Origin of the sequence: Paenibacillus kobensis NBRC 15729, from assembly GCF_004000825.1 — a bacterium.
Classification (GTDB): Bacteria; Bacillota; Bacilli; order Paenibacillales; family Paenibacillaceae; genus Paenibacillus_T; species Paenibacillus_T kobensis.
In genome coordinates this window covers 73,916-89,259 of sequence record NZ_BILZ01000021.1, presented here as the reverse complement: position 1 = coordinate 89,259, position 15,344 = coordinate 73,916, and the positions used below count along the sequence as shown (strand labels likewise).

General features: G+C 56.1%; 10 protein-coding genes and 1 pseudogene. 4 read left to right on the top strand and 7 right to left on the bottom strand.

All coding sequences use genetic code 11. The features are described from left to right. Positions 1–374: pseudogene (locus PKO01S_RS28790) on the top strand (hypothetical protein); the annotation flags it as partial. Between the two features lie 151 nt (positions 375–525). On the opposite strand, the gene PKO01S_RS14145 reads toward PKO01S_RS28790, so the two are convergent. Genes PKO01S_RS14145 through PKO01S_RS14135 form a run of 3 tightly spaced genes read right to left on the bottom strand, consistent with a single transcriptional unit; the run spans position 526 to position 3,661 of the window. After that, on the bottom strand, positions 526–1,665 hold the full coding sequence (locus tag PKO01S_RS14145; protein ID WP_127531996.1) for a glycosyltransferase family 4 protein: 1,140 nt from the start codon (positions 1,663–1,665) through the stop codon (positions 526–528). A 3-nt stretch (positions 1,666–1,668) separates the two neighbouring features. Beyond that, positions 1,669–2,394, bottom strand: a complete 726-nt coding sequence (locus PKO01S_RS14140; RefSeq protein ID WP_127531995.1) for a glycosyltransferase — start codon at positions 2,392–2,394, stop codon at positions 1,669–1,671. Further along, the gene (locus PKO01S_RS14135; RefSeq protein ID WP_127531994.1) at positions 2,387–3,661 is read right to left on the bottom strand and encodes a tetratricopeptide repeat protein; all 1,275 of its coding nucleotides are present in this window, start codon (positions 3,659–3,661) and stop codon (positions 2,387–2,389) included. The genes PKO01S_RS14140 and PKO01S_RS14135 overlap by 8 nt, the downstream gene beginning before the upstream one ends. A gap of 213 nt (positions 3,662–3,874) precedes the next feature. Here PKO01S_RS14135 and PKO01S_RS14130 point away from each other — a divergent pair, with 213 nt between their 5' ends. Continuing rightward, the gene (locus PKO01S_RS14130; RefSeq protein ID WP_174818575.1) at positions 3,875–5,242 is read left to right on the top strand and encodes a sodium-dependent transporter; all 1,368 of its coding nucleotides are present in this window, start codon (positions 3,875–3,877) and stop codon (positions 5,240–5,242) included. A gap of 100 nt (positions 5,243–5,342) precedes the next feature. Here the strand turns inward: PKO01S_RS14130 and PKO01S_RS14125 are convergent, their stop codons facing one another. From PKO01S_RS14125 to PKO01S_RS14115, 3 genes are all read right to left on the bottom strand, one after another. Next, complete coding sequence (locus tag PKO01S_RS14125) at positions 5,343–7,196, bottom strand: ABC transporter ATP-binding protein (RefSeq protein WP_246070578.1); 1,854 nt, start codon at positions 7,194–7,196, stop codon at positions 5,343–5,345. 134 nt (positions 7,197–7,330) lie between these two features. Next, entirely contained in the window at positions 7,331–9,073 is a 1,743-nt protein-coding gene (locus tag PKO01S_RS14120; RefSeq protein WP_127531993.1) for an ABC transporter ATP-binding protein, read from the bottom strand. 46 nt (positions 9,074–9,119) lie between these two features. After that, positions 9,120–9,605, bottom strand: a complete 486-nt coding sequence (locus PKO01S_RS14115) for a MarR family winged helix-turn-helix transcriptional regulator (RefSeq protein ID WP_127531992.1) — start codon at positions 9,603–9,605, stop codon at positions 9,120–9,122. Between the two features lie 185 nt (positions 9,606–9,790). On the opposite strand from PKO01S_RS14115, the gene PKO01S_RS14110 reads away from it, so the two are divergent. Beyond that, positions 9,791–11,449 (top strand): glutamine--tRNA ligase/YqeY domain fusion protein, encoded by a 1,659-nt coding sequence (locus PKO01S_RS14110; protein ID WP_127531991.1) that lies wholly within the window; start codon positions 9,791–9,793, stop codon positions 11,447–11,449. 89 nt (positions 11,450–11,538) lie between these two features. Here the strand turns inward: PKO01S_RS14110 and PKO01S_RS14105 are convergent, their stop codons facing one another. Then, positions 11,539–14,037 (bottom strand): O-antigen ligase family protein, encoded by a 2,499-nt coding sequence (locus PKO01S_RS14105; protein ID WP_127531990.1) that lies wholly within the window; start codon positions 14,035–14,037, stop codon positions 11,539–11,541. 307 nt (positions 14,038–14,344) lie between these two features. On the opposite strand from PKO01S_RS14105, the gene PKO01S_RS14100 reads away from it, so the two are divergent. Further along, a complete protein-coding gene (locus tag PKO01S_RS14100) occupies positions 14,345–15,313 on the top strand; it encodes a glycosyltransferase family 2 protein (protein ID WP_127531989.1) in 969 nt (322 codons plus the stop codon). Positions 15,314–15,344 lie beyond the last annotated feature (31 nt).

Sequence of the window (15,344 nt, the reverse complement as noted above, 5' to 3'; positions counted from 1 at the left end):
GGCTGGTGGCCGGCAAGCCGTTCGAGCGGGAGCTGGCGGAGGCGCTGCTCGCAGCTGCAGCCGGCCGCTGGGCAGCGGCTGGCGAGAGCTTCGCGGCGGCGCGTGCGGCTGCGGGCAGCCCGGCGCAGGCGCGTGCTGCCGCGGCCGGATTAGCAGCAGCATTCGCGGCTCGCGCGGACGGTCATATAGCTGCCGTATGCGGCATGGCCGCTGCCGGGCCGCTGCTGCACAGCGAAGACGCGGCCTATTCGCGAACGGGCGGCGAGAAGCCCGCGCTACTGCCGTTCGGCGCAGCTGCGATTACCGGCTTGCAGCCGCTCCGCAGCTGGAGCGAGCTGCTGCTTATCGGCGTGACGGCGCTGTATCCGGCCTGAAGCGTACGCCCGGCCGCGACCGAGATTTGGCGACAGCCATGTGCGGTAACGTACGAACCGTTACGCTGCCGCAGCAGAGTTGAAGACCCAACTCAATCGTTGCCTGTACTTTTTATGCCGTTGCTAAGGAAGTGGAGAAAGGGGCATGCCGTTAGCGCACGCCAAGCTGCGCTTCCAGTACGGCGGTCCATCTCGCGCGCCAGCGGCTGATGTCAAAGGAAAGCGCCGTTTCCCGGCCGAGCTTGCCGAGCTTGCGCCGGAGCGGCTTGTCGAGGATGAGTTCGCGTATGGCCCCGGCAATGGCTGCCGAATTCGGCGGGACGAGAAGTCCGTTCAGCCGGTCGATGACCAGATCGTTCAAGCCGCCGACGTTCGTCGCGACGACGGGCAGGCCGCTGCTCATCGCTTCAAGACAAGCCAGAGAGGTGCCCTCCGAGAAAACGGTCGGAATGACGGCGATGTCGGCCCTGGCGTAGGCTTGCTGCACCTCATCCATCGCATAGGCGCGTTGTTCGATGCGGTTGCGGTCCGGATGGCAATCATGCCACAACCGAAAAGCATCCGCAATGCTCGTGCCTTCGACTAATTCGCCTGCGAACTCGACGACTAGGCCGCCATGCTCCGCAAGCAGCTCATCGGCAGCAAGCATCATCGTAATGACGCCGCGCTCATAGCTGAGTCTGCGCGGGATGAGCACGCGCAGACCGCGCCTGCGCGCCGGACGGACAAGACTGCCTCCGCTGTCAGGCGTCAAGGGTGTAAAATGCTTCGTATCGACACTGTTCGGTATAAGCACGATTCGGTCTGCATCGTCGAATTCGCATACGGATCGCGCATACGTCTGGAAGTGGGAGTCGACGGACACGACGCGGTCCAGCGACCGCAGCGCGTTGCGGAAGGCGGCGGCGACGCCGTCTTTGGTTCCGGAAGCGATCGAGCCGTGATCCCAATTGATGCCATGGCAAATGCCGATGCTGCCCGGGCGGTAACGAATCGGGTGCCATAAGCAGCTCGCGTAGACAAGCAGTCCTTCGGCTTGCTCCGCCATCGCTTCGAATGCCGAGGCCGTCTGGCCCAGCTCATAGGTGTATCCGATCACTTCCGTGCCCTCGTACTCGGTCCGGAAAGACTCGAAGTAAGACAGCTGATGCACGACCGGCTTCCAGCCTGCCGCGCGAATGACGCTGCACAGCTCCCGGATATACCGCTCCAATCCGCCTCCGAACAGCCGGTTGAACTTGCGGTTGTAGCCATCGACATAACTATGGGTCAAAATGCTGACCGTCCGCATCCATCACTCCTCCTCGCTCCACCGGATCAAGTTCGGCGCAGGATCCAGTATCGATTCGTACTGGTCGATGCTGCCCCATCGTCCGTCCGGATCCATCCGTTTGTACCGTTCGTATTTGGCCTCGCGTTCTTCTTGGCTTCCTGCCCAGCCGTAATGCTTCGCGCGAAGCTCGGTGCGCACTCCCGGCAGCGCTGCGCAGGTGTACGGGAGACGCGGAACGTGGTGGTCCCATCGCGGGTAGGCATAGTGATAACCGGGAATATACCGGACAAGCATCATGGTATGCCGGCGGTGCAAATTCCACCACATGTCGTCGCGGTAATGCGTCAGCGATCCCCAGAAATCGTACATGCGCAGCGCTGCCCAATCGTAACGGTCCTGATTGATCAGCTCACGGAGCTGGCGGCCGGCGCGGCGTTCCAGAAATTCGTCGGCGTCGATCGCGAGCAGCCAATCGGGCTCGGTCGACACCGCCGTCTCCCATAGCAAGGAGCGGAGCTTCCATTCCTCTGCGAACATCGGCCGCCGCAGCTCGACGAGCCGGACCACTTTCGGGAACGAGCGGCACAGCTCCGGCGTGCCGTCCGTGCTCGCATCGTCAACGATGACGATCTCGTCGGCAAGCTCGGATAGCTCGGTAAGCGATGCTTCCAGATATCGGCCGCGTTCGTTGCGCACCTGCATCATGACGGTCAGCTTGTTATCGGACGGCTTGCGCACGCTACGCATGACTGCTCTCTCCTTCGGCCAGCCGCTTCGCTGCGGCATCGATATGCGCCAGCTCGGACAATGCGCCGATCGCATCATGGCGCAGCTCGGCTGCACGCAAGAACGCGCGAACCGCCTTAAGCCGCCGTCCCTCATACAAGCGGGCGGTGCCGCGCAGCAGCTCGTATTCGCACCGGTCTCTCACCTTGAACGTACGCCACTCCGCCAGATGAGCGTTCGCCTGCCGGATACGCCCCGCTTGCAGCAATGAATCGATCAGCAGTTGTTGAATGAACGCTGTTCGTTCCGCAGTTGCTGCACCTGCTGCATCCGACGCCTCCTCCTCTGCCGTCTCCGTCTGCAGCAGCTTCTCCAGCCGGGCCACAGCCCCCCGATGATCGTCATTCCACCTTAACAGCATCGCGGCGGCGATGTCCGTCTGTCCTGCCTCCAGCCGCAGGCGCAATTGCGCGGCATTCGTTCGCTCCTGGTCGGTTACAGCTGTCGTCTCATACGTCATGGCCGCTTCCGCCGTCTGGCCGAGCGCCGTCTGGATGGCCGAGCGGAACCGGTAAATATCCGAAAGCGAGTGTTCGTCGCCGCTGAGCACGGCCTGCTCGAATGCGCAAAGCAGCTCCTTCTGCGCCTGCGAGGCGTCGCCGAGCAAGTATAAGTAGACGGACCGGTAGAAGGATATTACCGCATTGTCGCCAGCCACGGCGATTCGCTCGCGGTAAGCGGCTTCCCGGCGTTGCTGCTGCAGTCTTGCAAGCGGCAGCGGATCGGTTCCGTCCGCCGCCCACAGGAGCGCCTGAAGAGCGAACCAATCGGACGTATCATCTGCGCCGTCCATAACGAACACGCCGTCGCGGCGGAATGCCAGATCCAAATAGTAAGGCTCCGATGATGTAAGCACGAAAGAGGCTTCCCCGCTAAGGCGGTCCCGCCATTTGTCCGCATGTTCATCGGTTCCTCCCGGCTGGCTCTGGCCTGACGTGCAGAAGCCAAGCAGCCGAGGGCGGCGGGGAAGCAGGAAAGGAGCCCAGTATGGATGAAGCACGATGGCGGTCGCCTTGCTCCAGTCGACATGATCGCAGTCGGCCAAGGAGAGCGGCGTTATGCAAGGCGGTGCGTCTTCAAGCGTCCGGTCGGGACGGTTCGTCACCCAGCCGATCCGATGTTTGGCCGTGATCGACTGCAGAGGGGCGGCAAAGGGCGAACGGTTCCAGGCAAGATCGGGAAACACGATGACCGAGGGCCATGCTTGGGTGATGCGGGAGATCGTCATTAACGATTGCGCCTCCAATTCCGAGGAGGATAGGTTTATACTTCACGGGCGTTATTTCGGCGGCGGCTGTATGGCTCTATCGAATCCTACGTCAATTGCATTGTATGGGCGAATGCCGGGGATGGTGCGTTGGCAGCGGACTGGATTGGAATTGATTGGAGATAAGTGGAGATAATACGACTATTGGAATAGCAGTTGCGATGAGGTGGTAGGGTGGACGACTTCAAGAGGCCGTCAGCAGATTCTGGCGATGATAAAGCCGGAGGGAAGGCGGAACGTTTCTCGCGGTCGGGGTTTATTTTTGCGGCAATCGGAAGTTCGGTTGGTCTCGGCAACATGTGGAAGTTTCCATACATAACCGGCCTGTACGGAGGAGCGGCCTTCTTCCTGCTATTCACTATCTGTCTGCTGCTTATCGGGATTCCGGTGCTCCTGGCGGAAATGGCGATCGGACGGGGCGGGCGAGGCAGTCCAGCGGTTGCGTTGGTCAGGCTCAGCGGCCAAAAAATATGGGGAGGCTTCGGGCTGCTCTCCATCATCGGCGCGTTCTTCATTATGTCGTTCTACGCCGTCGTGGCGGGGTGGACGCTTCATTATGGCGTGCTTACGTTCAGCAGAGCGCTTGGCGAAGGGACGGATTTCGCCGGCGAATTCTTCGATTTCATCGGCGGCTTTCTGCCGGTGATGTGGCAGCTTGTCGTCATGCTCATTACGGGCTGGATCGTACTTCGCGGCGCGTCGGGCATCGAGAAGTTCAACAAAATATTAATTCCTTCGCTTGTTGTCATCCTGCTCTTCCTGATGGTGCGCGTGCTTATGTTGGATGGGGCCGGGGCGGGGGTCGAATTTTTCTTAAAGCCGGACTTCAGCAAGCTGACGAACGAGTCGGTGCTCGTGGCGCTTGGCCATGCGTTCTTCTCGCTCTCGCTTGGAATGGGGACGATGCTTACGTACGGCGCATATATGGATCGGCAGCAGTCGCTCGGATCGGCAGCGTTGGCTGTCGGAGGCGGGGATTTGCTGTACGCGCTCCTTGCGGGGCTCATTATCTTCCCGACGACGTTCGCGTTCGGCATTGAGCCGGGGCAAGGGCCGGGCTTGGCGTTCATCGCGCTTCCCGCCGCTTTCTCTGCCATGCCGGCGGGCTGGCTGTTCGGCGGGTTGTTCTTCATTCTGCTTGCCATCGCCGCGCTGACTTCCTGCGTATCCCTGCTTGAGGTGCCTGTCGCTTACTCTATGGACCGGTGGCGCTGGGGAAGGCCGAAAGCGACCATCGTGACGTCCGTTCTCTGCTTCCTAGTCGGCATCCCGTCGGCGATATCTGTCGGCGGGGCAGTCGGAGGACTTCACTGGGGGCCGCGCTCGTTCTTCGATTGGACCGATTTCATCGCGTCGAACATTATTCTTCCGTTAGGCGGGCTTATCGTTACCGTATTCGTCGGATATGTATGGCGGGATGCGGGGAGAGAAGCGGGGCTTACGGCGGGGTGGTTTATCGTATGGCTGTTCATCCTCCGCTACGTTGCGCCATTGTTGATCGTGCTTGTGTTCTTGCATTCGTCGGGCATATTGAAATTCTAGCGGCTGGCATAACAAAAGGGCATTTCGCCGTCATCCTTCGATGACAGTGAAATGCCCTTTTGTTGGTCCGCTGTGTAAAAGAAACGATTCGGCAGACTTCTTAGATCGCTTCCGGCTGCTTCTTGCGGCCGGTAAATTGGCTCTCGTACAGGTCGGCGTAGAAGCCGCGCTGCGCGAGAAGCTCTTCGTGCGATCCTTGCTCGATGACCGCACCTTGATTCATGACGAGAATGCGGTCTGCATCGCGGATCGTCGACAGACGGTGAGCAATGACGAAGCTCGTGCGGCCTTCCATCAGGGCGTTCATCGCCTGCTGAATATGCACCTCGGTCCGCGTATCGACGCTGCTTGTCGCTTCGTCGAGAATAAGAATTTGCGGATCGGCGAGAATCGCGCGCGCGATTGTGAGCAACTGCTTCTGGCCTTGCGAAATGTTCGATGCTTCCTCATTCAGCACCGTATCGTAGCCGTCCGGCAGCGTACGGATGAAGTGGTCGGCATACGCGGCCTTGGCGGCGCGGACGACGTCCGTCTCGGATGCGCCTTGGCGTCCGTAAGCGATGTTGTCCCGGATCGTGCCGTTGAACAGCCATGTATCCTGCAGTACCATGCCGAAGTTGCTGCGCAGCTCGCCGCGGGTCATGGCGGTAACGTCTGTGCCGTCGACCGTAATGCGTCCGCCGCTCAGCTCGTAGAACCGCATGAGCAGGTTGATGAGCGTCGTTTTGCCGGCGCCGGTCGGACCAACGATCGCGATCGTCTGCCCTGGCTGGACGTCGATATTCAGATCGTTCATGAGCGGGGCATCTTCCTTGTAGCCGAACTTCACATGCTCGAAACGAACTTCGCCTTTCGACGCTTTCGCAAGCGATGCGGATGAGCGTGCCGGCTCCTGTACTTCCTCTTCTTCATCAAGCAGCTCGAATACGCGTTCTGCAGAAGCGATGGTCGACTGAATGATGTTGGCGATTTGTGCAGTTTGCGTAATCGGCATGGTGAACTGGCGCGAGTACGAGATGAACGCTTGAACGTCGCCGACCGTAATCGTCTTATGCAGAACGAGAATACCGCCGACCACGCTGACGAGTACGTAACCGAGGTTGCCGATGAATCCCATCAGCGGCATAATCACGCCGGAGATGAACTGGGCGCGCCAACCGGATTGGTACAGGCGTTCGTTCACGGCGTCGAATTTGGCGACGGCTGTGTCTTCGCGGCCGAACGCTTTGACGATCGCATGGCCTGTGAACATCTCTTCGACGTGGCCGTTCAGTTCGCCGAGCGACTTCTGTTGGCCGACGAAATGCTGCTGCGATTTCCCTGCGACCATCTTGATTACAATAAAGCTGAGGGGCAGCGTGATGATCGTGATCAAGGTCAGCAGCGGACTGATCGTCAGCATCATCACAATGATACCGATGAGCGTCACGATGGACGTAATGAACTGCGTTAAGCTCTGCTGCAGCGTGCCGCTAATGTTGTCGACGTCGTTGACGGCGCGGCTGAGCACTTCGCCGTGCGTGCGGCCGTCAAAAAATTTAAGCGGCAGCTTGGCGAGCTTGGCGTTGACGTCTTCGCGTATGCCGTATACGGTCTTCTGAGCAACGCTAGCCATTACGTACTGCTGGATGAAGCTGAATATCGTACTGATAATATATAGCACGCCTAATGTAATTAAGATGCGGCTGATGGAGTCGAAGTCGATGGCGGCGCCAGGCTCGTGGTTGATTTTGGCCATGAGCCCATCGAACAGCTTGGTTGTTGCTTTGCCCATAATCTTCGGTCCGAGAATGGAGAACACCGTGCTGAGCACCGCAGTCAGAAAAACGATCAGCAGCGAGAACCGGTGCGGCCGCAAATAGCCGAGCAATCGGCGGAACGTGACCTTAAAGTTTTTGGCCTTCTGGCCGGGCATCATCATGCCGCCTGGGCCGCCGCGCGGGCCGAAGCCCATCGGATTGCCGCCGCCTTGCGGAGGGCGTCCGCCCGGACCGCCTGGACCGCCGCCTGGACGCGGGCCGCCTTGGCCGCCCCGGTCCGCCGAATGGCGGGGCTCCGGAATCATGTTGCGCATCGATGGATTCATGCTCATGCGATCTCCTCCTCTGACAGCTGCGACGTGACGATTTCGCGGTAGACCGGATTGCTGTCGAGCAGCTCGCGGTGCGTACCGATGCCGGCGATGCGGCCGTCGTCGAGCACGATGATGCGGTCGGCGTCCATGACGGTGCTGACGCGCTGGGCAACGATAATGACGGTTGCGTCAGTCGTCTCCGGACGGAGTGCGGCGCGCAGGTTGGCGTCGGTCTTGAAATCAAGCGCTGAGAAGCTGTCATCGAACAGATAGATCGACGGCTTGCGGACGATAGCACGCGCGATGGACAACCTTTGTTTCTGGCCGCCGGATACGTTGGATCCGCCCTGCGAGATGGTCGACTGGTAGCCGTCCGTCATCCGTCCGATGAATTCGGATGCTTGCGCTACTTCGGCAGCATGGCGGATATCCTCGTCGGTTGCTTCTTCGTAACCGAACCGGATATTGTCCGTGATCGTGCCGGTGAACAGCATCGCTTTCTGCGGAACGAGTCCGATAGAGGAACGGAGCTGCTGCTGCGTCATCTCGCGGACATCGATACCGTCGATCAGCACAGACCCTTGGCTGGCGTCATAGAATCGCGGAATGAGATTGATCATCGTCGATTTGCCGGAGCCGGTACCGCCGATGATGGCGGTTACTTCGCCGGGCGAAGCCTGGAAGCTGATATTCTCAAGAGCGAGCATCTCGGCGCCAGGGTAACGGAACGAAACGCCGCGGAATTCAATATTGCCGCGTACGGCGTTCTGCTTGTCGTTCGGGCGTGCCGCTGCGTCCGGCTTGTCGGTAATGTCCGGCTGCAGGTTGAATACTTCTTGAATGCGGGCTGCGGATGCGGTAGCGCGCGGTACCATGACGAACATCATGGAGGCGAACATAAGGGCAAATAGGATTTGCCATGCATATTGAATAAATGCCATCAGGTCGCCGACTTCCATCGCGCCGCTGTCGATGCGCATGCCGCCGAACCAAAGAATCGCGATGCTCGCGAAGTTGACGATCAGGAACATAAGCGGCATCAGCGCCGCCATCATCCGGTTCACTTTGACCGCCGTATCCGTCAGCGAACGGTTCGCTTCGGTGAACCGTTGCTGTTCATGGCCGGTCCGGTTGAAGGCGCGAATGACCCGAATTCCGGTCAGATGCTCGCGCAGTACAAGGTTCAACTGATCCAGCCGCTTTTGCTGCAGCTTGAAGAGCGGCAGCGTCCGGCTGGTTACAACTAAAATAATGAGCGCGACAACCGGCACGATGGCAATAATAATCGTGGACAGCTGAACGTCGCGCGAAAGCGCCATAATGATGCCGCCGAAGCACATGAGCGGCGCCATAACCATGACCCGCATCATCATCGTCAGTACTTGCTGCACTTGCGTAATATCGTTCGTCGTCCGCGTAATAAGCGAAGCGGTGCCGATCTTGTCGAACTCGTGCAGCGAGAACTTCTCGACATGGGCGAACAGCCGGCTGCGCAGATCGCGGCCAAAGCCGCCCGCCGCCTTGGCTGACAAGTAGCTGGCGCCGACCGAGCAGGCCGCGCCGCCGAGTGCAACGAGCAGCATGAAGCCGCCGATGCGCCAAATGTAAGGCGTGTCACCGGTCACGACGCCCTTATCGACAATGTCGGCGAGCAAGGTTGGCAAGTACAGGTCGGACAGAGATTGAAGAAACACGAATAGGACGACCAACAGTACCGCAACGCGGTACGGTTTTAAATAACGGAGAAGCTTCATCATAAAGTTCGAATCACCTCATTAAAGGTAGTGGGGGAGCGCCTGGCTTCTACGTTTCATCTGTCGTCCGGTCAGCAGCCGTGCAAGCGGCGGCGTTGTGCTCATAGAACTGGAATACATCATCGAGCAGCGAGACGAGCTGGCGGCTCCGGTCATGGCCGAGATGGGAAGCTAGTTTCGTGACCGTCTCCAACATGACGGTCTGCGCGCGGATCGTTGTCTGTTCGCCTTCCGGCGTCAGCCGAATGCGCACGGCACGCCGGTCGTTCGGATCACGATGGCGTTCAAGCAGGCCGCGGGCTTCAAGCACGTTGACCATCTGCGTAACGGTCGGCATAGTGACGCCGAGCGAACGGGCCAGATCGGATGCCTTGGGGCCTTCCGGCTCTGACTTCGTGCAGCGGCGCGCATGAAACAACAGTATCGTTTCGCTCTTCGTATAACCGTCGCCCGCCGTTAGGCCGGTCCAATTCAATTGCTTGAATTGGCGCAGCGAGCGGATCAGATCATGGGAAAGTTGCAGAGGTTCATCCAATCGATTTACTTCCTCCTTTCATAGAATAATTATATATTTTACTTAGCTAAGCTAATTATATGCATGCGTTCGTCTTAGCGTCAATCGGTCCCTGGCTGTAATATTTCATCGTTCCTATTTATAAAAGGCTAGCGATTTGTGTATTATAAGAGGATAGGAACTTGCTGCAGGAAAGGTTGGTCGCTATGGAAAATAAAACTGCATCCTCGAACTTCATCCGAAATATCGTTGTTGAAGATCTGAACAAAGGGACGGTCAGCGAGATCGTCACCCGTTTCCCGCCTGAGCCGAACGGTTATCTTCATATCGGCCACGCGAAATCGATCTGCCTCAATTTCGAATTGGCAGACGAATTCAAAGGACGGACGAATTTGCGTTTCGACGATACGAATCCGCTGAAGGAAGATACGGAATACGTCGAATCGATTAAGGAAGACGTGCAGTGGCTCGGCTTCGAATGGGACGAGCTTCGGTTCGCTTCTGATTATTTCGAAGAATTGTACAACCGCGCCGTGCTGCTTATTAAGAAAGGCAAAGCGTATGTGTGTGACTTGTCTGCGGAGCAAATGCGCGAGACGCGCGGCACGCTGACGGAGCCGGGCCAAGAGAGCCCTTACCGCAGCCGCAGCGTCGAAGAGAACCTGGATCTGTTCGCGCGTATGCGCGCGGGCGAGTTCAAGGACGGCGAGCGGGTGCTGCGGGCGAAGATCGACATGGCTTCCCCGAACATCACGCTGCGTGACCCGGTGCTGTACCGGATTGCCCACGCGCATCATCACCGGACGGGCGACGCTTGGTGCATCTATCCGATGTACGATTACGCGCACCCGATCAGCGATGCAATCGAAGGCATAACGCACTCTATCTGCACGCTCGAATTCGAAGACCATCGTCCGCTCTATGATTGGGCGGTAGCGGAATGCGAGATGGAATCGACTCCGCGCCAATATGAGTTCGCGCGCCTGAACATTACGAATACGATTATGAGCAAGCGGTATTTGAAATCGCTTGTTGACGGAGGCGTCGTCGACGGCTGGGACGATCCCCGCATGCCGACGATCAGCGGACTGCGCCGCCGCGGCTTTACGCCGGAAGCGCTTCGCGCCTTCTGCCGGGAGATCGGTGTCGCGCGGGCGAACAGCTTGGTCGACGAGCGGATGCTGGAGCATTTTATCCGGGAGGACTTGAAGCTGAAGACGCTGCGCTCGATGGCAGTCGTCCGGCCGCTGAAGGTCGTCATTACGAACTATCCGGAAGGCCAAGTCGAAATGCTCGAAGCCGAGAACAACTCGGAGAACGAAGAGATGGGTACGCGGATGATTCCATTCTCCCGCGAAATCTATATCGAGCAGGACGACTTTATGGAAGTGCCGCCGCCGAAGTACCACCGCTTGTTCCCTGGCAATGAGGTGCGTCTCAAGCATGCGTACTTCATCAAGTGCGAGGAAGTGGTTAAGAACGACGCCGGCGAAGTAATCGAGCTGCGCTGCACGTACGATGTGGAGACGAAGAGCGGATCGGGCTTCACAGGACGCAAGGTGAAGGGCACGATCCACTGGGTAGAGGCGACACAAGCGAAAGCGGCGGAATTCCGCCACTTCGAGCCGCTGCTCATTGACGACGAGTCCAATGCGGACAAGCCGTTCCTGGAGCGGATCAATCCGGGCTCGCTCGAGACGCTGCAAGGGTTCGTCGAGCAAGGGATGGCAGATTCGGCAGGCGGAGACAAGTTCCAATTCTTCCGCCACGGCTATTACAACGTCGATCCGAAGCTGTCCAACGCGGACAAGCTGGTGTTCAACCGTATCGTCTCGCTGAAAAGCTCGTTCGATCCGGGGAAATAAGTGAATCGGAGATAAAAGAGAAACGACCGACTGGCTTAGGCCATGTCGGTCGTTTCTTTGTATTGCTGGCGGGATATTCGTATTAAGACTTAATTACGACCCGCAATCAGGTCGTTCAACTGTTTCTCTTGCTCTGGATCGAGCGCAAACAAAGTTGATTTCAAAGCATCGTTCGATTGACCTGTTGCATCGAGAGCAGCGAGGTAGACGCGAATGACATTCTTGATACTGTTCTTCGTAGCTGCATCGATGTTCGGGTTGTTCAGTGCGCTTAGATCGCCGGTTGCGACTGGGGCGGTCCATTCAATGGACTTCGCATAATCGCCGCGTCCGTATGCGGTGAGTCCCATCGCATTCCGGATACCCGGCGTAATATCGAAAGAACGGCCTTGCAATTGCTCCGGCGGGAGCTTCTTGAGTTCTTCGATTTTGATCAGGACGTCCTCGTAAAGCTCATCGACGCGCTTCCAGCGCTGGTCGCGGAGCTCCGGCTTGTCCTTCCGGACGTCCCATCCGTTAATGGCGTATTCTCGCATGGCATCGTCGTACATGCCGATCGACCATTTGAACTTGACAATCCGTTCCTCCAGCGTAGCGAGCAGGGCGTCTTCTTGGCCGAGCGCCTTCTCATAAGCATATTTCGTGCTTAACATCATCGGATTATACGGGTTGATTTTATACATTTTGTCGAGCAGTTGGCCTGCCTTATCAGCATAGGAAGCTTCCTTGCTGCTGTCGTAAACTTGCATGTACCAGTCGGCGGCGGTGAGTGCGTAATCCGGATTGTACGGGCTTGACTTGATCGCTTTATCGAGCGGCTGGATCACTTCTGTGAACGGTTGCCCTGCGGAAGCGAGCTCCACCGCTTTCTTATAGTTCGCATTGGCACCGAGCTGTTGCCCCGTATAAGCGATTAGTACAATCGACAGTAAGGCGAGTATGGCCGGGTAGACGATTGGGAGTTTGGAAACCAATGCTTGAGTAGTCTGCTTAGCCGATGCCGACTCCGGAGAAGATGCTCGGCTATAAACCGACGAGAGAGCTCCTAAGCAAACAAATACAATCGCCTGCATATAAAAATAGCTCATATCAAAGTCTAGCAGACTGTGTACAAGAATCGACGACGCCAGAATGAACAGAACGATATGGCTTCCGCGCTTCTCCGAATGACGGATATAACCGCGGATGTAAAGAAACAGGATGCCGATGATTAAGGCGAGATGAGCCAGTAATCCAAGCCAGCCGGTCTCGACAAGCACCTGCATGATGTAGTTATGGGCTTGCGCGCTGGAGTATGGATTGTTCTGGTACTCTTGGTACAGAGCGTTCCACCCGCCGCCGCCGGCGCCTAGAATCGGGTAATCAGCCGAGATCTTCATCGCGTCCTTGTAGAACGTTCCGCGTTCCAGCACGCTGTGCTGGTTGAAGTTAATATTCTCGACCCGTTCGGCAATGGATGGCGGAAGCAGGCCTCGAATGGCGCTGCTGCCGAGCACGAGTGCTGCCCCGAGCGCACAGAGCAGGATGAGCAATGCCGGAACAGCGAACAGCGACCATTTGGTTCCGGTGAAACGAGTCAGTCGAGAGTCAGCCAGACGTTCGAGCGGCTCATGTACGAACCAAGCGAGCGCAGCGAGAACCAAGCTGACAACCAGCATAGGGAACCAGCTCGTCCAAGACAGCTTGTCGAAGAGTCCGAACAATGTGTAGGTTCCGGTATTTTCGACGCTCGTCGTGATTTGCGTAGCAATTTCGAGCATGTTCGAGTCGATCTTACTCAAGATGATAAAAGATGCACCGATAGACACAATCATGTACAATAAAAGCAGTATTTGTTTCGACAGACGGAGGAAAGGCAACAAGCAGAGAACGAGAAGCGGGAGCAGCAACAAAGCGGCCCGCGATAACGTTAACATGAACGATACGAAAATCGGGACAAGCATGAACGCATGCATGGCACGCCAATAGAGATTCTTAACATGCGATACGTAGTAGAGAGCGACAAGAAACAGAGCGATTAACAGTGCGGCGTATGTGTTCGAGTATTGGAGTACAGAAGTGAGCCGGAACTGTCCGGGAAGCGATTGCCATAACGCATCCGCTCTGTAGGCCAAACCAAATACGTTCAACAACCCGTAGAGGACGATCACATAACCGGTTCCGACAAGGAACCATTCCAATATCCGTTGACCGACGGCAAGACGGGATACGAAGGCTGCGCTGGTGAATAAGGCGGCTGCCACTGCGTTGATCAGAATGAGCCAGCGAGCATCGTATTGGGCGGCTGCGCCGAATGAAGACAGCCAGTAGCAGAAGGGAAGTATCCATGCCGATAACATGATGGCCTTGGTTGGACCAGTCTGTTTGCGCGTAAGCAGCATGGCGACAGATACGACTGCGAATAGCAATCCGACGTATAAGGCGGCGTTCAGGATGGGCTTCTCAAAGTTGTGCGACAGCCCGTTGAACAAGCCTGCCCGATAAGGGAACAGCAATAACCAGAGGCCGAGGAACAGGGCGAAGACGACGAATAATAAAGGTTGTTCTGACTGGCGTGGATGCTTGGGGGAAAGATGATTGTTTTTCATATCGAGTGCGAGGCTCCTTAACTAGTCTTCTTTAAATTGTAATTTTCCTTAAAATAAACCATACTCTGCTGCTTCGGCGAATTGAAAATCCCTTTTAGTGTAACATAGATCTTGATCGTAGGATATTTTAACTCGTACGATGTCGAAGTGCAACGAATAAGCGAGATATTGGTGGTAGCCTCTAATTCATTTGAAAGTGTATAATAAATTGATAATGGCCAGATAGATATAATTATTCTCATAATTGTGCAATTATTGAGTTAAATTCCAAACACTAGCTGTATAATGAGGCCGGGATGATGAGACGATGGTTACCTGTTCGATAGTAATACCCAATTATAACGGAGAGCCGTTTCTTGAGAAGTGTTTACGCTCTTTGTACAAGCAACAAGGCATTGAGTTCGAAGTCATTCTAATTGATAATGCCTCAACCGACCACAGCCTCGACTTCGTTCGAGAGGCGTATCCAGAGGTTCGCGTTATACAATTGGAGCGGAATTACGGATTTAGCAGAGCGGTAAATGAGGGGATCTTGCGTGCATGTGGACAATTTGTTGTTCTGCTTAATAATGACACCGAAGTCGAAGAGGACTGGTTAGCATCCCTTTACCGGCATATTAACAGCAACGAATTGATCTTTTCAGTATCAAGCAAAATGATAAGAATGAACCAAAGAAACATGATCGATGACGCCGGGGACGAGCTGACGGTTTTTGGGTGGGCATTTAAACGGGGGGATGGCGAACCGGCTTCCGATTATCGGGAGGGCGGATCTGTCTTCAGTTCATGTGCCGGAGCAGCAATATACCGGAAGGCTGTTTTTGACGAAATCGGTTTATTCGATGAGCAGTTTTTTGCCTATCTAGAAGATGTTGATATTGGCTATAGAGCGCGGTTGTTCGGTTATAAGAACGAATACTGCCCTGATGCTGTCGTGTATCATGTGGGCAGCGGAACGTCAGGCTCTAAGTATAATGAATTCAAAATAAAGCTTTCGGCAAGAAATAATGTTTATCTTCTTTATAAGAATATGCCATTTATTCAAATGCTGATTAACTTACCGTTTCTGGTTGTTGGGTATTTGGTGAAATATGTGTTTTTTCTGCGAGCCGGATGGAGCAAAGTTTATTTAAGCGGTTTTTATGAAGGGATCACTCATTTGAATCTTGTTCAGCGGCAGAAGTTTCGTTATAAGGCATGGCCTCATTATTGGAACATTCAACGGATGCTAGTTTCTTCAACCGTGAGATATATCAAAAACAGGATGATACGATAGTGGATTCAGCTAAACTAATGGCTAGGAAGTG